Annotated in this window: 18 protein-coding genes and 1 pseudogene; 10 read left to right on the forward strand and 9 right to left on the reverse strand. The window is 63.6% G+C overall.

What is annotated here, in order from left to right; translation table 11 throughout:
• The first annotated feature begins 153 nt into the window (after nt 1-153).
• Together WM94_RS25100 and htpX are read left to right on the forward strand one after the other, a co-directional pair.
• A complete protein-coding gene (locus tag WM94_RS25100) occupies nt 154-1,365 on the forward strand; it encodes a pyridoxal phosphate-dependent aminotransferase (protein WP_061552373.1) in 1,212 nt (403 codons plus the stop codon).
• A 275-nt stretch (nt 1,366-1,640) separates the two neighbouring features.
• Nucleotides 1,641-2,528, forward strand: a complete 888-nt coding sequence (htpX, locus tag WM94_RS25105) for a protease HtpX (protein ID WP_003259721.1) — start codon at nt 1,641-1,643, stop codon at nt 2,526-2,528.
• Between the two features lie 169 nt (nt 2,529-2,697).
• Here htpX and WM94_RS25110 read toward each other — a convergent pair whose 3' ends face one another.
• Nucleotides 2,698-3,348: a thiopurine S-methyltransferase gene (locus WM94_RS25110; RefSeq protein WP_031324442.1), complete on the reverse strand. Its 651-nt coding sequence runs from the start codon at nt 3,346-3,348 to the stop codon at nt 2,698-2,700.
• A gap of 101 nt (nt 3,349-3,449) precedes the next feature.
• Here WM94_RS25110 and WM94_RS25115 point away from each other — a divergent pair, with 101 nt between their 5' ends.
• Nucleotides 3,450-4,217, forward strand: coding sequence for a class III extradiol ring-cleavage dioxygenase (locus WM94_RS25115; protein ID WP_061552374.1), 768 nt, complete (start codon nt 3,450-3,452; stop codon nt 4,215-4,217).
• A gap of 152 nt (nt 4,218-4,369) precedes the next feature.
• Here the strand turns inward: WM94_RS25115 and WM94_RS25120 are convergent.
• Together WM94_RS25120 and WM94_RS25125 are read right to left on the reverse strand one after the other, a co-directional pair.
• Nucleotides 4,370-6,083: pseudogene (locus tag WM94_RS25120) on the reverse strand (DEAD/DEAH box helicase).
• Between the two features lie 327 nt (nt 6,084-6,410).
• Nucleotides 6,411-7,166, reverse strand: a complete 756-nt coding sequence (locus WM94_RS25125; RefSeq protein ID WP_061552375.1) for a spermidine synthase — start codon at nt 7,164-7,166, stop codon at nt 6,411-6,413.
• A 116-nt stretch (nt 7,167-7,282) separates the two neighbouring features.
• Here WM94_RS25125 and WM94_RS25130 point away from each other — a divergent pair, with 116 nt between their 5' ends.
• Nucleotides 7,283-8,629, forward strand: coding sequence for a class II 3-deoxy-7-phosphoheptulonate synthase (locus tag WM94_RS25130; RefSeq protein ID WP_003247094.1), 1,347 nt, complete (start codon nt 7,283-7,285; stop codon nt 8,627-8,629).
• On the opposite strand, the gene WM94_RS25135 is transcribed toward WM94_RS25130, so the two are convergent.
• Together WM94_RS25135 and WM94_RS25140 are read right to left on the reverse strand one after the other, a co-directional pair.
• On the reverse strand, nt 8,610-9,830 hold the full coding sequence (locus WM94_RS25135; RefSeq protein WP_061552376.1) for a winged helix-turn-helix domain-containing protein: 1,221 nt from the start codon (nt 9,828-9,830) through the stop codon (nt 8,610-8,612). The genes WM94_RS25130 and WM94_RS25135 overlap by 20 nt on opposite strands.
• 146 nt (nt 9,831-9,976) lie before the next feature.
• A complete protein-coding gene (locus WM94_RS25140) occupies nt 9,977-10,195 on the reverse strand; it encodes a DUF1127 domain-containing protein (RefSeq protein WP_061552377.1) in 219 nt (72 codons plus the stop codon).
• 96 nt (nt 10,196-10,291) lie between these two features.
• On the opposite strand from WM94_RS25140, the gene WM94_RS25145 reads away from it, so the two are divergent.
• Entirely contained in the window at nt 10,292-11,143 is an 852-nt protein-coding gene (locus tag WM94_RS25145; RefSeq protein ID WP_061552405.1) for a LysR substrate-binding domain-containing protein, read from the forward strand.
• A gap of 108 nt (nt 11,144-11,251) precedes the next feature.
• On the opposite strand, the gene WM94_RS25150 is transcribed toward WM94_RS25145, so the two are convergent.
• On the reverse strand, nt 11,252-12,001 hold the full coding sequence (locus tag WM94_RS25150; RefSeq protein WP_061552378.1) for a sulfite exporter TauE/SafE family protein: 750 nt from the start codon (nt 11,999-12,001) through the stop codon (nt 11,252-11,254).
• A gap of 114 nt (nt 12,002-12,115) precedes the next feature.
• Here WM94_RS25150 and WM94_RS25155 point away from each other — a divergent pair, with 114 nt between their 5' ends.
• The 3 genes from WM94_RS25155 (at nt 12,116) to WM94_RS25165 (ending at nt 14,153) form a co-directional block, all read left to right on the forward strand.
• Nucleotides 12,116-13,069 (forward strand): LysR family transcriptional regulator, encoded by a 954-nt coding sequence (locus tag WM94_RS25155; RefSeq protein WP_013971533.1) that lies wholly within the window; start codon nt 12,116-12,118, stop codon nt 13,067-13,069.
• Between the two features lie 58 nt (nt 13,070-13,127).
• Nucleotides 13,128-13,583, forward strand: a complete 456-nt coding sequence (locus tag WM94_RS25160) for a MarR family winged helix-turn-helix transcriptional regulator (RefSeq protein WP_003260416.1) — start codon at nt 13,128-13,130, stop codon at nt 13,581-13,583.
• A 141-nt stretch (nt 13,584-13,724) separates the two neighbouring features.
• The gene (locus tag WM94_RS25165; protein WP_013971531.1) at nt 13,725-14,153 is read left to right on the forward strand and encodes an organic hydroperoxide resistance protein; all 429 of its coding nucleotides are present in this window, start codon (nt 13,725-13,727) and stop codon (nt 14,151-14,153) included.
• A gap of 105 nt (nt 14,154-14,258) precedes the next feature.
• Here the strand turns inward: WM94_RS25165 and efp are convergent, their stop codons facing one another.
• Together efp and earP are read right to left on the reverse strand one after the other, a co-directional pair.
• A complete protein-coding gene (gene efp, locus WM94_RS25170; protein WP_013971530.1) occupies nt 14,259-14,828 on the reverse strand; it encodes an elongation factor P in 570 nt (189 codons plus the stop codon).
• Between the two features lie 48 nt (nt 14,829-14,876).
• Nucleotides 14,877-16,004, reverse strand: coding sequence for an elongation factor P maturation arginine rhamnosyltransferase EarP (earP, locus tag WM94_RS25175; RefSeq protein WP_061552379.1), 1,128 nt, complete (start codon nt 16,002-16,004; stop codon nt 14,877-14,879).
• Nucleotides 16,005-16,134: 130 nt separating this feature from the next.
• On the opposite strand from earP, the gene WM94_RS25180 reads away from it, so the two are divergent.
• Together WM94_RS25180 and WM94_RS25185 are read left to right on the forward strand one after the other, a co-directional pair.
• On the forward strand, nt 16,135-16,533 hold the full coding sequence (locus tag WM94_RS25180; RefSeq protein ID WP_061552380.1) for a hypothetical protein: 399 nt from the start codon (nt 16,135-16,137) through the stop codon (nt 16,531-16,533).
• Nucleotides 16,534-16,535: 2 nt separating this feature from the next.
• Entirely contained in the window at nt 16,536-17,006 is a 471-nt protein-coding gene (locus tag WM94_RS25185) for a GreA/GreB family elongation factor (protein WP_061552381.1), read from the forward strand.
• Between the two features lie 124 nt (nt 17,007-17,130).
• Here the strand turns inward: WM94_RS25185 and WM94_RS25190 are convergent, their stop codons facing one another.
• Entirely contained in the window at nt 17,131-18,069 is a 939-nt protein-coding gene (locus WM94_RS25190; RefSeq protein ID WP_061552382.1) for a LysR family transcriptional regulator, read from the reverse strand.
• Nucleotides 18,070-18,121: the final 52 nt, after the last annotated feature.

Genomic DNA, 18,121 nt, shown 5'->3' on the forward strand with positions numbered 1-18,121 from the left:
AGGCTGAATTTCACTGCGCACCGTCTTTTCCGGGGCGCGGGTGGCACGTATATTAGTTGGCTTCGTGTGCCAGGCGTTCAGTCTGGCACCCGCTTCCTGCCCTTTCAAACCTTTCGGCGGGGCGTAGCGCGTTTTCTCAATCGGGATCCCATCATGCAGTTCAGCAAATCGAACAAGCTCGCCAATGTCTGCTACGACATTCGCGGCCCAGTGCTCAAGCACGCCAAGCGCCTGGAAGAGGAAGGCCACCGCATCCTCAAGCTGAACATCGGCAACCCGGCGCCGTTTGGCTTCGAGGCGCCTGACGAAATCCTCCAGGATGTGATCCGCAACCTGCCCACCGCTCAGGGATACAGCGACTCCAAGGGCCTGTTCAGCGCGCGCAAGGCGGTGATGCAGTACTGCCAGCAGAAGCAGATCGAAGGCGTCGGCATCGAGGACATCTACCTGGGTAACGGCGTGTCCGAGCTGATCGTGATGTCGATGCAGGCGCTGCTCAACAACGGCGATGAAGTGCTGATCCCTGCCCCCGACTACCCGCTGTGGACCGCCGCCGTGAGCCTGGCCGGCGGCAAGCCGGTGCACTACCTGTGCGACGAGCAGGCCGACTGGTTCCCCGACCTTGAGGACATCAAGGCCAAGATCACCTCGAACACCAAGGCCCTGGTAATCATCAACCCGAACAACCCGACCGGCGCGGTGTACTCCAAAGAGCTGCTGCTGGGCATGCTGGAACTGGCCCGCCAGCACAACCTGGTGGTGTTCTCCGACGAGATCTACGACAAGATCCTGTACGACGAAGCCGTGCACATCAGCACCGCCTCGCTGGCCCCCGACCTGCTGTGCCTGACCTTCAACGGCCTGTCCAAGTCGTACCGTGTGGCGGGCTTCCGCTCCGGCTGGTTGATCATCTCCGGGCCCAAGCACCACGCGCAAAGCTACATCGAAGGCATCGACATGCTGGCCAACATGCGCCTGTGCGCCAACGTGCCGGCCCAGCATGCCATCCAGACCGCGCTGGGCGGCTACCAGAGCATCAACGACCTGGTGCTGCCACCCGGCCGCCTGCTGGAGCAGCGCAACCGCACCTACGAGTTGCTGAACGACATCCCGGGCGTTAGCTGCGTGAAGCCGATGGGTGCGCTGTATGCATTCCCGAAGATCGACCCGAAGGTTTGCCCGATCCACAACGACGAGAAGTTCGTGCTCGACCTGCTGCTGTCGGAAAAGCTGCTGATCGTTCAAGGTACTGCGTTCAACTGGCCGTGGCCGGACCACTTCCGCGTGGTGACCTTGCCGCGGGTGGATGACCTGGAGGCGGCGATTGGCCGGATCGGCAACTTCCTGAAGGGTTATTCGCAGTAAGTGATGGCCTCTTCGCAGCGCAAGGCTGCTCCTACAGGAGAACGCATGCACCTGTAGGGCAGCCTTGCGCTGCGAATGGGCTGCAAAGCAGCCCCCAAAAACCCCACAGGATGTTTCTTACATCCTGCAACGCTCTATCCCACAGCCCCCGCGCCATCCTCTGCCATACTCCGCCGTACACAGTTTGAAATAGTCGCCCGATTGAATCGGCACGGCCGGCCCCTTATATACCCCGCAGTAAGCGACAACTCATCCGTCAGGAGAACGTAACAACCATGATGCGCATTCTGTTGTTTGTAGCCACCAACCTCGCGGTGGTGCTGGTTGCAAGCATTACCCTGAGCCTGTTCGGTTTCAACGGGTTCATGGCCGCCAACGGGGTCGACCTGAACCTCAGCAGCCTGCTGGTGTTCTGCGCCGTGTTCGGCTTTGCCGGCTCCCTCGTCTCGCTGTTCATCTCCAAGTGGATGGCGAAGATGACCACCGGTACCCAGATCATCAGCCAGCCGCGCACCCGCCACGAGCAGTGGCTGCTGCAAACGGTCGAAGAGCTGTCCCGTGAAGCGGGCATCAAGATGCCCGAGGTGGGTATCTTCCCGGCGTACGAGGCCAATGCCTTCGCCACCGGCTGGAACCGCAACGACGCGCTGGTCGCCGTGTCCCAGGGCCTGCTGGAGCGTTTCTCGCCCGATGAAGTGCGCGCAGTGCTGGCCCACGAGATCGGCCACGTGGCCAACGGCGACATGGTCACCCTGGCGCTGGTGCAAGGCGTGGTGAACACCTTCGTGATGTTCTTTGCGCGCATCATCGGCAACTTCGTCGACAAGGTGATCTTCAAGAACGAAGAAGGCCAGGGCATTGCTTACTACGTGGCGACCATCGTTGCCGAGCTGATCCTGGGCATTCTGGCCAGCATGATCGTGATGTGGTTCTCGCGCCGCCGCGAATACCGCGCTGACGAAGCCGGTGCACAGCTGGCCGGTACCGCGGCGATGATCGGTGCGCTGCAGCGCCTGCGCGTGGAGCAAGGCCTGCCGGTGCACATGCCCGACACCATGAAGGCCTTCGGCATCAATGGTGGCCTGAAGCACGGCCTGGCCGGGCTGCTGATGAGCCACCCGCCGCTGGAAGACCGTATCGAGGCCCTGCGCCGTCGCGGTTGATCCAACCGGTAAAACAAAAGGGCGGCTTCGGTCGCCCTTTTTTTGCACACCTGTGCCGGCCTCTTCGCGGGTAAACCCGCTCCCACAGGTTCACCACACACCTTGAGGTTGTGCAGTACCTGTGGGAGCGGGTTCACCCGCGAAAGGGCCGGGACAGGCTACACACCTGTCAGCGGCTGACCCGGTAAACCCGCTCCAACAAACTCGATACCCCGGCCTGCAAAAACTTCGGGCTTTCCTCAATCACCTCCACAGCCTCCAGCTCATCCACCTGCCACCCGGTAAACCCCTGCCGCAGCTCTTCATCCCCGACCGAAAACGGCGGTCCGTCCAGCAAAGCCTGGTCATAATCCAGAGTCACCACCAACCCCTGGCAACCCGCCGGCAGCAAGCCCGACAACAGCTGCATGTAAGCCACACGCATCTGCGGCGGCAAGGCAATCAACGCCGCCCGGTCATACAGCCCCGCGCAATCGCCAATATCCTCGACCTTCAACGCAAAGAAATCCCCACACCAGAGCTCAACGTCACCACTGCGCCAAACTTCGAAAACCCCGCGCTGTTGCACCTCGGCTTCAAGCCCATGCTCACGGAAGAATGCCTCCACCGCTTGCCGCGACAACTCTACGCCCAACACGCGATACCCCTGCCCGGCCAGCCAGGCCAGGTCCAGGCTCTTGCCGCACAACGGCACCAGCACGCGGCTGCCCGGCGCCAGGCCAAGCGTTGGCCAGTACCTCTGCAGATAGGGGTTCACCTGCGCCTGGTGAAAGCCGATCTGGTTGTCGGCCCACCGCTGCTGCCAGAACGCTGGCTCCATGATCACTCCTGATTTTTAGATGGTTTGTCGGTAAAAGTTGGTTTGGATTTCGATCTGTAGTTGATCGAAGATGATTGCATCTTAACCGTCAGGACCCCGCCATGCTGCCCAGCCTGTTCATTTCCCATGGTTCCCCCATGCTTGCCCTGCAACCCGGCGCCAGCGGGCCTGCGCTGGCAGGGCTTGCCAACGCCCTGCCCCGGCCGAAAGCGATCGTGGTGGTATCTGCGCACTGGGAAAGCCGCGAATTGCTGGTTACCGGCAGCGCACAACCAGAGACCTGGCATGACTTCTACGGCTTCCCACCGGCGCTGTATGCGGTGCAGTACCCGGCGCCGGGTGACCCCACCCTTGCCGGCCAGGTCAGTGAACTGCTGCAGGCTGCCGGACTGACAGCCCGCCTAGACCCGCAGCGGCCATTCGACCACGGCGCCTGGGTACCGCTGTCGCTGATGTACCCGGATGCGAATATTCCGGTGGTGCAGGTTTCACTGCCCAGCCACATGGGGCCGGCGCTGCAGGTCAAGGTAGGCCAGGCGCTGGCGGGTTTGCGCGACCAGGGCGTTCTGCTGATCGGCTCGGGCAGCATTACCCACAACCTGGGCGAACTGGACTGGCATGCCGGCCCGGATGTGATCGAGCCTTGGGCACTGGCGTTCAGGGATTGGGTGGTGGAAAAGCTGCGGGCGAATGACCAGGAAGCGTTGCTGGGTTATCGGCAGCAGGCGCCGTTTGCGGTGCGTAACCATCCCAGTGATGAGCATTTCCTGCCGCTGTTCTTTGCCCTGGGGGCTGGCGGCAAGTTCGGGGTGGTGCACCAAGGGTTTACCTTGGGGGCGTTGGGGATGGACATTTATCGGTTCGACTGAAAGGCCTCTTCGCGGGTGAACCCGCTCCCACAGGGTCTCGACAGATTTCAAGGCTTGTGCTGTACCTGTGGGAGCGGGTTTACCCGCGAAAGGGCCGGCACAGGCAAAAAAAAACCCCAGCCAAAGCCGGGGATTTTTTCATTGCGCCAGGATCAATCCTCGCGGTAGCGACGCAGCTTCAGCTGCTTGCCGGCCACGCGGGTGTCCTTGAGCTTGGACAGCAGCTTCTCCAGGCCATCTTCCGGCAGCTCGACCAGGCTGAAGCTGTCGCGCACCTGGATGCGGCCAATGGCGTCACGGGCCAGGCCACCTTCGTTGAGGATCGCGCCCAGCAGGTTCTTGGCAGCGATGCCGTCACGGGCACCCAGGGCAGTACGACAACGCACGCGGCCTTCGGCCAGCGGCATCGGCGCACGGCGCTCGCGGTCACCACGCTCCGGACGCTCGCCACGCTCACCACGTTCGGTACGCTCACCACGCGGGGCGAAGCTCGGCACCAGCGGCTGCTCACGCTCTACCGCAGCCAGGTCCAGCGCCTGGCCATTGGTGGCCTTGCGCAGCAGGGCAGCAGCCAGGGCACGCGCGCTGCAACCCAGGTCGGCGGTCAGGCGGTCGAACAGCTCGCCGTGGGTGGCTTCTGCTTCAGCAACCAGCGGCGCCAGGCTCGAGGTCAGCTTCTTGATGCGAGCATCCAGCACGGCCTGGGCATTCGGCAGGCGGGCTTCTGCAACTTTTTGCCCGGTTACACGCTCGATCACCTGCAGCATGCGGCGCTCACGCGGGGTGACCAGCAGCAGTGCACGGCCATCGCGACCGGCACGGCCGGTACGGCCGATACGGTGTACGTAGGACTCCGGGTCGTACGGCATGTCGACGTTGAACACGTGAGTGATGCGCGGTACGTCCAGGCCACGGGCAGCGACGTCGGTAGCGACAACGATGTCCAGGCGGCCATCCTTGAGCGAGTCGATTACGCGCTCACGCTGGTTCTGGGCGATGTCGCCGTTCAGTGCGGCAGCCTTGTAACCCTTGGCTTCCAGCGCGGAGGCCAGGTCCAGGGTGGCTTGCTTGGTACGCACGAAGGCGATCAGCGCGTCGAACTCTTCCACTTCCAGCAGACGCAGCACAGCCGGGATCTTCTGGTCGGCGTGGACCATCAGGTGAGCCTGCTCGATCGCGGTAACGGTCTGGGTCTTGCTCTGGATCTTGACGTGCTTGGGCTCGCGCAGGTGGCGTTCGGCGATCGAGCGGATCGACGACGGCAGGGTGGCGGAGAACAGCACGGTCTGGCGGCTGGCCGGGATGGCATCGAAGATCACTTCGAGGTCGTCCATGAAGCCCAGCTTGAGCATCTCGTCGGCCTCGTCCAGTACCAGGTACTGCACGGTCGACAGGACTTTTTCGTCACGGCGCAGGTGGTCGCACAGACGACCTGGGGTGGCCACGACGATTTGCGCGCCGTTGCGGATCGCACGCAACTGTGGGCCCATCGGGGCACCACCGTAGACGGCGACCACATTCACGCCCGGCATCTGCTTGGCGTAGGTTTCGAAAGCGGTAGCAACTTGCAGCGCCAACTCACGGGTTGGCGCCAGGATCAGGGCTTGCGGTTCGCGCTTGCTCACATCGATCTTGTTGAGGATCGGCAGGGCGAAGGCAGCGGTCTTGCCGGTGCCAGTCTGCGCCTGGCCGATCATGTCGTGACCGGCGAGGATGATCGGGATCGATTGTTGCTGAATGGCGGACGGCTCTTCGTAGCCGGTCGCCAGAACGGCAGCAACAATATTCGGATTGAGATCGAGAGCGGCGAAGCCGCCGGTTTCCTGGGTCATGGGTCTGCCTCTAGGTGCATCCGCAAAGACCCATGCTCCAAAGCTGCACAAGCCATGAAAGACCGACAGGTCACCCAGGCAGCTTTGGCGGCGGGGATTTGCGAAAACGATTGAAAAAGAAAACGTGGGAAAGTCCGCCTAGCGGACGTGCAGCCGAAGCTGGACTCGGAGGGTTTGCACCACCTGATTTTGCGGTCCGCTAAAAGACCGGCGCGTACTATACCCGAAATCGTGCGCAGACGTGAGGAATATTTTCAGGGTGCCTGGCCAGTGTCGGGCCATCAGCAATGTGCGGCTGAAACGATTCCTGCCTGCGATACCGCGTCGTCTGATTCGCGAGCACGCCCGCGAAGAAGCCAACTCAGGTAGCCGGCCGAATCTCGCGGATCAGCCCCTCGAGGCAGTACCCCAGGCGCGGTGCCAGCGCCTGGGCCCGGGCTTTCAGCCCATCCAGGTCCAGCGTCTGCTCCAGGTCCGCCGGCACCAGCAGGATCACATTGCCCTCCTTCACCGGCAGCTCCCAGTAATGCCGGTGGTACAACCCGCGCAGCAACGCCGCGCCCAGCGGCTTGCCGTCGTCGGTGGCCCACTGGTTGATCACCAGCCAACCACCCGGGTTCAGCTGCTGCTGGCAGTTCTCCAGGAAGTTCCACGCCAGGTGGCCCACCCCCGGCCCATGGTCGGTGTACAGGTCGACGAACAGCAGGTCGGCCTTCTCCGCCGTGGGCAACAGCTCCAGCGCATCGCCGATGCGTACATACAGCCGCGGATCGTCATCCAGGCCCAGGTACTCCATGGCCAGGCGCGGTACGTCCGGGCGCAGTTCGATGGCCTCGATGTCGTCCAGCGGCAGGAACTTCATGCAGGCCTGGGTCAGCGTGCCGGCACCCAGGCCGAGAAACAGCGCGCTCTCCGGCTGCTCGTGGCACAGCGCCCCCACCAGCATGGCGCGGGTATAGTCGTACTCCAGCCAGCTGGGGTCGGCCGTGAACACGCAGCTCTGCTCGATCGCATCGCCGAATTCCAGAAAGCGGTAGTCGTCGACTTCATACACGCTGATGACGCCAAAGGCGTCCTGCACCCGTGCCAGTAGCCGCTCTTCCCGTTCCGCCGCCATGCTCACCACCTACCCGCACAAAAACGCGCATTGTCCGCCAACACCCTCGATGCAACAAGCGCAGCGCCAACTGTTACCATGGCCCATAGCCTACAACCGACAAGACCGAGCCCGAGATGAACCAACCGTGGAGCCCCGACAGCTGGCGCGCCCTGCCGATCCAGCAGCAACCGACCTACCCCGATGCCGCGCACCTGCTGAAGGTCGAACAGACTCTGGCCAGCTACCCGCCGCTGGTGTTCGCAGGCGAGGCGCGCGAGCTGCGCCGGCAGTTCGCCGAGGTCACCGAAGGCCGCGCCTTCCTGCTGCAGGGTGGCGACTGCGCCGAGAGCTTCGCCGAGTTCTCGGCGGCGAAAATCCGCGACACCTTCAAGGTGCTGCTGCAGATGGCCATCGTCATGACCTTCGCCGCCGGCTGCCCGGTGGTCAAGGTCGGGCGCATGGCCGGGCAGTTCGCCAAGCCGCGCTCATCGGGCGATGAAACCATCGGCGACATCACCCTGCCCGCCTACCGTGGCGACATCGTCAACGGCATCGGCTTCGACGCGAAAAGCCGCATCCCCGACCCGGAACGCCTACTGCAGGCCTACCACCAGGCCACCGCCAGCCTCAACCTGCTGCGCGCCTTCGCCCAGGGCGGGTTCGCCGACCTGCACCAGGTGCACAAGTGGAACCTGGACTTCATCGCCAACTCGGCGCTGGCCGACAAGTACCACCAGCTGGCCAACCGCATCGACGAAACCCTGGCATTCATGCGCGCCTGCGGCCTGGACAGCGCGCCGCAGCTGCGCGAAACCAGCTTCTTCACCGCCCACGAAGCACTGCTGCTGAACTATGAAGAAGCCTTCGTGCGCCAGGACAGCCTGACCGGCGACTACTACGACTGCTCGGCGCACATGCTGTGGATCGGCGACCGCACCCGCCAGCTGGACGGAGCCCATGTGGAGTTCCTGCGCGGCGTGCACAACCCGATCGGGGTCAAGGTTGGCCCCAGCATGAACCCCGAAGAACTGATCCGCCTGATCGACACGCTGAACCCAGCCAACGACCCCGGGCGCCTGAACCTGATCGTGCGCATGGGTGCCGGCAAGGTCGGCGACCACCTGCCGGGGCTGATCCGCACGGTCGAACGCGAAGGGCGCAAGGTGCTGTGGAGCTCCGACCCGATGCATGGCAACACCATCAAGGCCAGCAGCGGCTACAAGACCCGCGATTTTGCACAGATCCTGGATGAGGTGAAGCAGTTCTTCCAGGTGCACCAGGCCGAGGGCAGCCACGCCGGCGGCATCCACATCGAGATGACCGGGCAGAACGTCACCGAATGCATCGGCGGCGCCCGGCCGATCACCGAGGATGCGCTGTCCGACCGGTATCACACCCACTGCGACCCACGGATGAATGCCGACCAGTCCCTGGAGCTGGCGTTCCTGATTGCCGAAACCCTCAAGCAGGTGCGGCGCTGAGCAACGCCTGGCGCAACTGGCTGCCCTCGGTACGCGGGCAGTTCAGTTGCACCTTCTCCAGCCCCAGCCAGCTGGCCAGGCGCAGCATGTTGCCGGCCAAGGCCTGGTAACCCTCTTCGTCCAGGCCGGCTGCCTCGACATGCACGGCGTGCACTGCCAGTTGCCCCTGGGCGCGCTCGGCGCGCAGGTCCACGCGCGCTCCGATGCGTTCGCGGTACAGGAACGGCAGCACGTAGTAGCCGTACACCCGCTTGTGCGCCGGGGTGTAGATTTCCAGGCGGTAGCGGAAGTCGAACAAGCGCTCGGTACGGTTGCGTTCCCAGACCAGTGAATCGAACGGCGACAACAGCGCGCTGGCCTGGATGCGCCGGGGGATACGCGGCGCGCCGGCGCAGTAGGCAAGCTGCTTCCAACCCTGTACCTCGACCGCTTGCAGGCGGCCATCAGCCACCAGTTCGGCCAGTGCCGCTTTGCCCTGCCCCGGGTCCAGGCGGAAGTAGTCGCGCAGGTCGCGCTCGGTGGCTACACCCAGGGCGGTGGCGGCGTGCAGCATCAAGCCCTGATGCGCCTCGGTCTCGCTGGGCAGTGGCTGGTCGAGGATCGACCTCGGCAGCACCTTTTCCGGTATATCGTAGAGCCGCTCGAAGCCGCGCCGGCCAGCGACCGTCACCTCCCCTGCGGCGAACAGCCATTCCAGTGCGTGCTTTTCCTCGCTCCAATCCCACCAGGGGCCAGCCCGCTCCTCGCGGGTGGACAGGCTGCCCGCACCAAGGGCGCCCTGTTCGCGGACCGCTGCCAATACCCGGGCGATCACATCCTGGCGTTCACGGCCAAACTGCGCGAGCTGGCGATAGATGCCACGGCCATCGGCGGCATGGGCCATGCGCCAGCGCAGCAGTGGGTACAGGCTCAGCGGCAGCAGCGAGGCTTCGTGCCCCCAGTACTCGAACAACAGGCGCTGGCGGCCACTGCCCCAGGCGAGCTGGTCGAGAGTGGCAGGCGAGTAGTTGCCCAGCCGGGAGAACAGCGGCAGGTAGTGGGAGCGGACCAGGGCGTTGACCGAATCGATCTGCAACACGCCCAGGCGTTGCAGCATGCGCTTGAGTGCTGGCAGGGTCGGCGCCGATTCCGGCTGTTTGCCGAAACCTTGGGCAGAAAGGGCCAGGCGGCGGGCCTGGTTGATCGACAGCTCGAGGGGCAAGCCTGAACTCCTTGTAGTGTCTGTTCCGACCCTTTCGCGGGCAAGCCCGCTCCCACAGGGATCCCACTGGTCTCGGGGGAATGTGGAGTTCCTGTGGGAGCGGGTTCACCCGCGAAGAGGCCAGTGGTTCCACCGACAAACTTAGCCTATTTCCGCAATGGGTCATCCCAGAAATGCCGCTCGGCCTCCTGCTGGATATCCGCCCGGCTCAACCCCAGGTCGTGCAGGGTCGCATCACTCAGGCTGGCCAGTTCCTGGCGCTGGCGGTACAGCTGCAGCCAGCGCGCCGTGCGCTGCAGGGCGGCATGCCACAGGTGGTTCAGGGAAAAGACAGGTTGCTGGATGCTGCTGACATGACCTTTCATCGTGAAGCCCTCCGTGTTGATGGCTCCAGTCTCCTGCCAGGCATAAGATCAATCCAACGAATGTTTCTGATGCCATGCATCTCGGAGATTGATGCAATGTCCCAGTACCAGAGCCTCGACGCGGACGTACTGCGCACCTTCGTGGCCATCGCCGAGCAGGGCGGCTTCACCCGCGCCGGCGAGGTGGTCAACCGCACCCAGTCGGCGGTGAGCATGCAGATGAAACGCCTGGAAGAAGACATTCTGCAGCGCCAGCTGTTCGAGCGCGACGGCCGCCAGGTGCGCCTGACCGCCGAAGGCCAGGTGCTGCTGGGCTATGCGCGGCGCATCCTCAAGTTGCACGGGGAAGTGTTCAACACCCTGCGCATGCCGCACATGGTCGGGGTCGTACGCATCGGTACGCCGGACGACTATGCCATGCGTTTCCTGCCGACCATCCTGTCGAGCTTTGCCCAAGCCTACCCGCTGGTGCAGGTGGAGGTGCATTGCGACTCCTCCAAACAACTGATGCTGCGCCAGGACCTGGACCTGACCATCGTCACCCGTGAGCCGGGCAACGAGATTGGCCAGCTGCTGCGCCAGGAACGCCTGGTCTGGGCCGCCGCGGAAGGCTTCTGCCCGCAGGAGCAACGCCCCATGCCGGTAGCCTTGTTCAACACCGACTGCTTCTGCCGGGCCTGGACCTGCAATGCCCTGGAGGCCCAGGGCATCGACTACCGCATCGCCTATACCAGCCCGAGCCTGGCAGCGATCTTCGCCATTGTCACCGCTGGGTTGGCGGTGACCGCACAGTTGCAGAGCCTGATCGGCGGGAATATCCGCATTCTGGGCGAGAGCGAAGGGTTGCCGCAGTTGCCGGTGGCCAATGTGATGCTGGTGCGCAGTACCCAGAACCCTTCGCCGATTACCGACTGCATGGCCGACTACATTGTCGAAGGGTTCAAGTAACTTGGGGCTGCTACGCAGCCCATCGCGACACAAGGCCGCTCCTACAAGGGCACGCGATCCCCTGGAGCGGCCTTGTGTCGCGATGGGCCGCAAAGCGGCCCCAAAATCTCAAAGCTCGAACCCGAGCATCACCGCACACCCCACCAGAAACACACAGAACATCGCCCGCAACACCTTCTCCGGCAGCGCATGGGCCAATTTCACCCCCCAGCTGATACTCAGCAGGCCGCCCACCGCCAATGGCACCCCCACCCCCCAGTCAACACTGTGGTGCACCCCATAGGTCACCAGGGTTACCAAGGTACTCGGCGCCGCCAGCGCCAGCGACAGCCCCTGCGCCACCACCTGGGTGGTACCGAACACACTGGTCAGGATCGGCGTGGCCACCACGGCCCCACCCACCCCGAACAAGCCGCCCATGGTGCCGGCAAAGCTGCCCAGTACACCCAGCCACGGCCAGGCATAGCGCAACTCGGCGCTGGGCGGCGTTACCTTCATGAACATCCGCGCCACGTTCCACACCGCCAGGGCCACCAGGAAGCCGACAAAGCCCAGGCGCATGGATTGCGCATCCAGCCCCACCGCCCAGATCGACCCCAGCCAGGCGAACACGAAGCTGCACAGCGACAACGGCACCGCATGGCGCATCTCGATGCGGTTACGCTGGTGATAACGCCACAGCGCCAGCAGCACATTGGGCACTACCATCACCAGCGCCGTGCCTTGCGCCAGTTGCTGGTCCAGGCCGAACAGCACGCCCAGCGCCGGAATCGCGATCAGCCCGCCGCCAATGCCGAACAGGCCACCCATGGTCCCCAGGGCTGCGCCCAGCACGATATACAACAACCACTCGATCATCAGGGGCCTCATCCGCCTGTACACATAATGCGAGCATGCTAACGATTGCGGGCTGGCGGGGAAACGCACAGCAGCGCACAATGGCTGTGCGTTTTTCGCAAAAGCAAGGCAGCCATGAGCCCCGATACCCTGACCGACCAGCTAAGCCTGTTCCTCGATGTGCTGGAAACCGGCAGTTTTTCTGCCGCCGCCCGCCGCCACCCGCTGACGCCTTCCGCCGTGGCCCGCCGCATCGACAACCTGGAAAGCGCCGTGGGCAGCCGCCTGTTCACCCGCAGCACCCACGCCGTGCGCGCCACGCCTGCCGGCAACGCCTTTGCCGAACGGGCCAGGCGCATCATCGAGGAACTGCGCCTGGCCCGCGCTGAAGCGGTGTCGCTGAGCAATGCCCCCGAAGGCCTGATCCGCATCGACGCCCCCGCCGCATTCGGCCGCCGTCACCTGGCCCCGGCCATCGCCGATTTCCTGGTCGCCTACCCGGGCCTTGATGTGCAACTGCGCCTGATCGACAGCTTCGTCGACCTGCATGGCAGCCACCTGGGCGAGGTCGACCTGGTGCTGCGTGCCGGCCCCCTGGCCGACACCCGGCTGGTCGCCACGCCATTGGCCTACATGGTGCGCATCGCCTGCGCCAGCCCGGCCTACCTGGCCAGCCGCGGCATGCCCAGCTGCCCCAGCGAGCTGCCAGGGCACGACGGCCTGGACTGGGACGGCCTTGCGCCACCATTCGCCTGGCGTTTCAACGTGGCCGGGCAAACCCGCCTGTACCGCCCCTCACGCATGCGCATGGCCGCCAACAACGCCGAAACCCTGCTGTTCGGTGCGCTCGCAGGCTTAGGCATAGCCCACCTGCCTACTTGGCTGATCAGCGAATACCTGCTGCGCGGCGAGTTGATACCGTTGTTTTGCGACGGTGGCTTGCCCAAAGCGGAAACCAGCGGTATTTACGCACTTCGCCTGGAACATGAAACGAACTCTCGCAGCCGTTTGCTGCTCGAATTTCTCAAGAGCCGCTTCAGCCCGATTCCACCCTGGGACCTGGCCTTGCGCAGTGAACTGCGCGAATAAAGCGCGCACTAACGATCCGCGTGCCAGACTTTCCCATTGATTACCTTCAAGGACCTGCATGAACGCCGACACCCAAGCCTCCTGTGACGAGCTGCTGCTGGACAACCAGGTCTGTTTCGCCCTGCACTCCACCTCGTTGCTGATGACCAAGGTCTACAAACCGCTGCTGCAGGCCCTGGGCCTGACTTACCCGCAGTACCTGGCCATGCTTGTGCTCTGGGAGCACGATGGCCTGACCGTAGGCGAGATCAGCCAGCACCTGCTCACCGACCCCGGTTCGCTGACACCGCTGCTCAAGCGTCTGGAGAGCGAAGGCCTGCTGCAGCGCAACCGCAGCCGCGAGGACGAACGGGTGGTACTGGTGCAGCTGACCGACAAGGGCCGCGCCTTGCAGCAGCAGGCTAAAGAAGTGCCGCAGTGCATCCTCAAGGCCAGCGGGCGCAGCCTGGAACAGCTCCAACAACTGCAGGCCGACCTGCTGGCGCTGCGCGAGAACCTGCAGAAAACCCTCTGACAGCTATGCTGTGCGATGGCCGTTCAGATGAACGGTGATGATTTATCTTGCGCACTAACTAATTGCGCGCTAATTTAAATCCCACACCAACCCGCGCCCTCCTCCAGACGGGGAGCGCACAGCACATTAGCGAGGCTCAAGATGCAAAAGGTCACTCCGCTGTACATCGCAGAAGCTACCTCCACCGGTGGGCGCGACGGCAAATCCCGCTCCAGTGACGGCAAGCTGGTAGTCAGCCTGAGCACCCCCAAGGAACTGGGCGGCGCAGGCGGTGACGGCACCAACCCCGAGCAGATGTTCGCCGCCGGTTACTCGGCGTGCTTCATCGGTGCCCTGAAGTTCGTGGCCGGGCAGGAGAAAAAAGCCCTGCCGGCGGACGCCTCGATCACCGCGAAAGTGGGCATTGGCCAGATTCCAGGTGGTTTCGGCCTGGACATCGACCTGCACATCAACCTGCCGGGCCTGGCCCAGGCCGATGCCGAAGGGCTGGTGGAAAAGGCGCACAAGGTGTGCCCGTACTCCAACGCCACCCGCGGCAACGTGGATGTGCGCCTGCACGTGACCGTGTAAGGCTGGCACGATCCCCCTGTGGGAGCGGCCTTGCTCGAGGACTGCAAAAACGCAGGCATTAAAAAACCCGGCCAAGGCCGGGTTTTTTGCGTTTCACAAGAAGGATTACTTCTTGGAACGGCCTTTGAAGCTGTTGTCGCGAGTGTCGATATCGATCCACTCGTCGATCTGGATGAAGTCGGCAACCGAGATCTCGGTACCGTTCTTCAGCTTGGCAGGCTTCATGACCTTGCCCGAGGTGTCGCCGCGTGCAGCGTTCTCGGTGTAGACAACCTGGCGGCTGATGGTGGTCGGCAGTTCAACCGATACCAGGCGGCCTTCGAAGAACACGGCTTCGCAGACGTCTTCCATGCCTTCTTCGATGTACGGCAGAACGGCTTCGATGTCCTCGGCGTTCAGTTCGTACATGGTGTAGTCGGTAGTGTCCATGAAGGTGTATTCGTCACCGTTGATGAACGACAGGGTCGCTTCTTTGCGATCCAGGATCACGTCGTCCAGCTTGTCGTCTGCACCGTAGACGGTTTCGGTCTTGTAGCCGGTCAGCAGGTTCTTCAGCTTGGTCTTCATGATCGCGCTGTTACGGCCCGACTTGGTGAACTCAGCTTTTTGAACCAGCCACGGGTCGTTGTCGATCCGCAGGACGGTACCGGGTTTCAGTTCTTTACCAGTTTTCATTACGAAGTATCCGAATCTGGATGGATTTATAAAAATCGAGGCCGCGTATCATAGCGAATTTCGGTAAAAGTGTACTAGCGCTGTGGCAAGGTCCGGCTGAGCGGCCTGTCGCGCTGCCCAAAGCCGGGCATGCTGCTGCAGTTCCGGCCAGTGCTGGCGGGCCGCCTGCCAGGCCTGGCCCATGTCGCGGTCCATGTTCCAGGCACGCCACAGGCCAAGCAGGGCGGCATCGGCATCGCCTGACAACCCCTGTCGATAATGCGCCAGAAACGCTTCGAGCTTTTCCCAATGGGCATTCTCGTCCTGCACGTAGATGTGCCACAGCATCGGCTGCCCGGCCCACTGCGCGCGCACGAACGAGTCTTCGCCGCGCACGGCATTGAAATCACAGCTCCACAGCAACCGGTCGTAGTCGTCCTGGCTGACGAAAGGTAGCACCTGCAGGGTCAGCGCCCCGCGCTTGCGCACGCTGCCCACCTGCAGTACCGCCTCGCCAAGCCACTGGCCGAGCCCCGCGACAACGCGCCCTTGCGGCACCAGCAGGTGGCAAGGTTGCTCGCCTGAGGCCAGGGCCTCAAGCCAGTTGCCCAATTGCGGGTTTTCGTAGGCGAACAGGGAAATCAGCAACGCCCCCGCTTCAGGGTTTACGCCAAGCCCCTGCAAGAAGGCCTGCCGTGCACCTTGCTGGAACGCATCACGCCGTGCCAGCAGCGAGCCCTCGCGCAACAGGCCACCGGTTTTTTCAGTGAAACCTGGAAAGAAAAATACCTTGCGCAAGCCATTGGGCTGCGGCGAAGGCAAGCCATGGCAACCTTCCACCCAGTCCTCGGCACTGAGGTACTCGAGGTTCAGCCACAGCGGCGGCGTGACACGAGCACGCATTGCCTCCACATAGGCTGCTGGCAATTGGCAGGCGAAGGCACCGATTACCACATCAGCCGGCGCCACCGGCAACCAGGCTACCGGCCATTGGCGAACATCCACACCGTGCTGCCACTGCTGCGGGGCGGTGGCATTGGCCCCGGGGCACATGGGCGTGAATGCATTGAGGTCATCCACCCACAGGCGCACAGCCAGGCCGTGCTCGGCCACCAGCTGCCGGGCCAGGCGCCAGGTCACGCCTATATCGCCGTAGTTGTCGACGACGCTGCAGAAGATGTCCCAAGTGGCTTTCATGTACCCTGCCCTCGCCCAGCGGAAAAACCGCGCATTCTGCGTATAAATTGTCGCTCACAAAAGCACCTGCGCGGAAAAATGCCCAGGCGCATGCGACAATGCACCCCGAACACCCTGCCAGGAGGCTGCCATGGCGCGCCACCGTGAACTGAAGATCACCCTCAAGCCGCTGCCGTTGATCGTGTGCGTCGCCTTTGGCCTGTGGCTGGGCGCCGTGGCGATCGCCGCCAGCCTGTGGCTGGCCCTGCAACTGTGGCCACAGCAGGTACAGCCACTGGCCCAAGCCGTGGCCCCCGCCGCGTACCGGCCTGCCGCGCCGCCAGCGCCAGCCCCTGCTGCGGATGCCCAGGCGGAAATGTTCGAACGCTACAAGGACATCCTGCACAAGCAGGAGCTACAACAGGCCGCCGATGCCGCCCAGGGCAACCCGCGCAACCTCAACAGCCCCAAGTGCCAGTTCTGGCTGCAGCAGAACCGCACCGCGCCCACCGACAAAAGCCAGGCCAACGTGCTGGAGTTCTGTTACTGACCATGGACAAGCCCAGCCTGCTGGCGCAGATAGTTGCCACCCTCGAACAGGACCTGGATGTGCTGACCCGCGCGGCGCAAACTGCGTACGAAGCCGCCACTGCCGAAGAGAACATCGCCGAGAACAAGTACGACACCCTGGGCCTGGAGGCCTCGTACCTGGCCACCGGCCAGGCCCGCCGCAGCGCCGAGATCCGCAAGGCGCTGCTGACCTACCAGCAACTGCTGCTGCGCGATTACGACCCGGCACGCGGGGTGCAGGTGAGCAACCTGGTGACGCTGGAGGATGAAGATGGCAGGCAGCGCCGACTGTTCCTCGGGCCCGAGGCGGCGGGGTTGAAGATTGGCGAGGGGGATGGGCTGGTGACGGTGATTACCCAGCGCTCGCCGCTGGGGCAACAACTGGTCGGTAAGAAGGTTGATGATGAGGTAAACCTGGGGGCACAGGCATTGTTCATTGTTGATGTTGTCTGAACCGGCCTCTTCGCCCCTCAGGCCAGTGATACCCCTTGTAGGAGCAGCCTTGTGCTGCGAAGGGGCCATGAGCAACACAGAAGATCTTTTGCCTTACCGGCCCCTTCGCAGCACAAGGCTGCTCCTACACGGATTGCAAGGCATCGAACCGCCGCGCCAGCCCCTGCTCCTCGAACTGCTCCACCACAAAATCGACAAACGCCCGGCTCTTGCCCGGCAACAGCTTGTGCTCGGCGAAATACAGGCTGATATGCCCATCGTCCACATACCAGTCCGGCAGCACCCGCCGCAGCCGCCCGCCTTCCAGGTACGGCACGGCAAACGGCAGGCTCACCAGGGCAATTCCCAAGCCTTGCTCGGCCACCGCGCAAGCCGCATCCGAATCGCTCATGGTCATCGTCTGGCGCAACTGCAATGGCTGCTGCACCTGCCAACGGCTGGTCAACGGCCATGAACGCACCCGCCCGGTCTGCGGCGAGCGGATCAGGATACCGTCATGCCGTTGCAATACCTGCGGGTCGTCAATCGGCGCGTGCCGCCCCAGGTACGCCGGCGCCGCCACCAGCACCCGGTGCGCCGGGGTCAGCTTGCGCGCCACCACCCCCGGCGGCAGATCGAAGCCGCCACCAATCGCCGCATCGAAGCCCTGGCCGATCAGGTCGACCTGGCGGTTGTCGAAATGCCAGTCCGGGGTAATGGCCGGGTAGCGACGCAGGAACTCGGCCAGCAATGGCAACACATACAAGCGCCCGAACACCGTACCCATGCTCACCCGCAACAACCCGGCCGGCTGGCCTTCGCTGCTGGCCAGGTTGGCCACGGCGTACTGGATGGTGCGGAAGCTGTCACTGACCTCCCCCAGAAATCGCTGCCCGGCCTCGGTCAGGGTCAGCTTGCGGGTACTACGCTGGAACAACCGCACCCCCAGGCGCGCTTCCAGCTGGGCAACATGCTTGCCCACGGCAGCCGGGGTAATGCTGAGGCGCCTGGCGGCCTCGGCAAAGCTGCCGACTTCGGCACTGCGGATGAAGCATTCCAACGCGTTGAACGATTCCATGGCCATGATTGGCAACCAAAGGTTTACTCTGCTGATAGTGATTGCCATCTTATCAGCA

Origin of the sequence: Pseudomonas sp. ABFPK, from assembly GCF_001586765.1 — a bacterium.
Taxonomy (GTDB): Bacteria; Pseudomonadota; Gammaproteobacteria; order Pseudomonadales; family Pseudomonadaceae; genus Aquipseudomonas; species Aquipseudomonas asiatica.

Excerpts from the sequence above, each read along its gene's own strand:
- WM94_RS25100 (WP_061552373.1), top strand. The coding sequence starts at position 154 with ATGCAGTTCAGCAAATCGAACAAGCTCGCCAATGTCTGCTACGACATT.
- htpX (WP_003259721.1), top strand. The coding sequence starts at position 1,641 with ATGATGCGCATTCTGTTGTTTGTAGCCACCAACCTCGCGGTGGTGCTG.
- WM94_RS25110 (WP_031324442.1), bottom strand. The coding sequence starts at position 3,348 with ATGGAGCCAGCGTTCTGGCAGCAGCGGTGGGCCGACAACCAGATCGGC.
- WM94_RS25115 (WP_061552374.1), top strand. The coding sequence starts at position 3,450 with ATGCTGCCCAGCCTGTTCATTTCCCATGGTTCCCCCATGCTTGCCCTG.
- WM94_RS25125 (WP_061552375.1), bottom strand. The coding sequence starts at position 7,166 with ATGGCGGCGGAACGGGAAGAGCGGCTACTGGCACGGGTGCAGGACGCC.
- WM94_RS25130 (WP_003247094.1), top strand. The coding sequence starts at position 7,283 with ATGAACCAACCGTGGAGCCCCGACAGCTGGCGCGCCCTGCCGATCCAG.
- WM94_RS25140 (WP_061552377.1), bottom strand. The coding sequence starts at position 10,195 with ATGAAAGGTCATGTCAGCAGCATCCAGCAACCTGTCTTTTCCCTGAAC.
- WM94_RS25145 (WP_061552405.1), top strand. The coding sequence starts at position 10,292 with ATGTCCCAGTACCAGAGCCTCGACGCGGACGTACTGCGCACCTTCGTG.
- WM94_RS25150 (WP_061552378.1), bottom strand. The coding sequence starts at position 12,001 with ATGATCGAGTGGTTGTTGTATATCGTGCTGGGCGCAGCCCTGGGGACC.
- WM94_RS25155 (WP_013971533.1), top strand. The coding sequence starts at position 12,116 with ATGAGCCCCGATACCCTGACCGACCAGCTAAGCCTGTTCCTCGATGTG.
- WM94_RS25160 (WP_003260416.1), top strand. The coding sequence starts at position 13,128 with ATGAACGCCGACACCCAAGCCTCCTGTGACGAGCTGCTGCTGGACAAC.
- WM94_RS25165 (WP_013971531.1), top strand. The coding sequence starts at position 13,725 with ATGCAAAAGGTCACTCCGCTGTACATCGCAGAAGCTACCTCCACCGGT.
- efp (WP_013971530.1), bottom strand. The coding sequence starts at position 14,828 with ATGAAAACTGGTAAAGAACTGAAACCCGGTACCGTCCTGCGGATCGAC.
- earP (WP_061552379.1), bottom strand. The coding sequence starts at position 16,004 with ATGAAAGCCACTTGGGACATCTTCTGCAGCGTCGTCGACAACTACGGC.
- WM94_RS25180 (WP_061552380.1), top strand. The coding sequence starts at position 16,135 with ATGGCGCGCCACCGTGAACTGAAGATCACCCTCAAGCCGCTGCCGTTG.
- WM94_RS25185 (WP_061552381.1), top strand. The coding sequence starts at position 16,536 with ATGGACAAGCCCAGCCTGCTGGCGCAGATAGTTGCCACCCTCGAACAG.
- WM94_RS25190 (WP_061552382.1), bottom strand. The coding sequence starts at position 18,069 with ATGGCCATGGAATCGTTCAACGCGTTGGAATGCTTCATCCGCAGTGCC.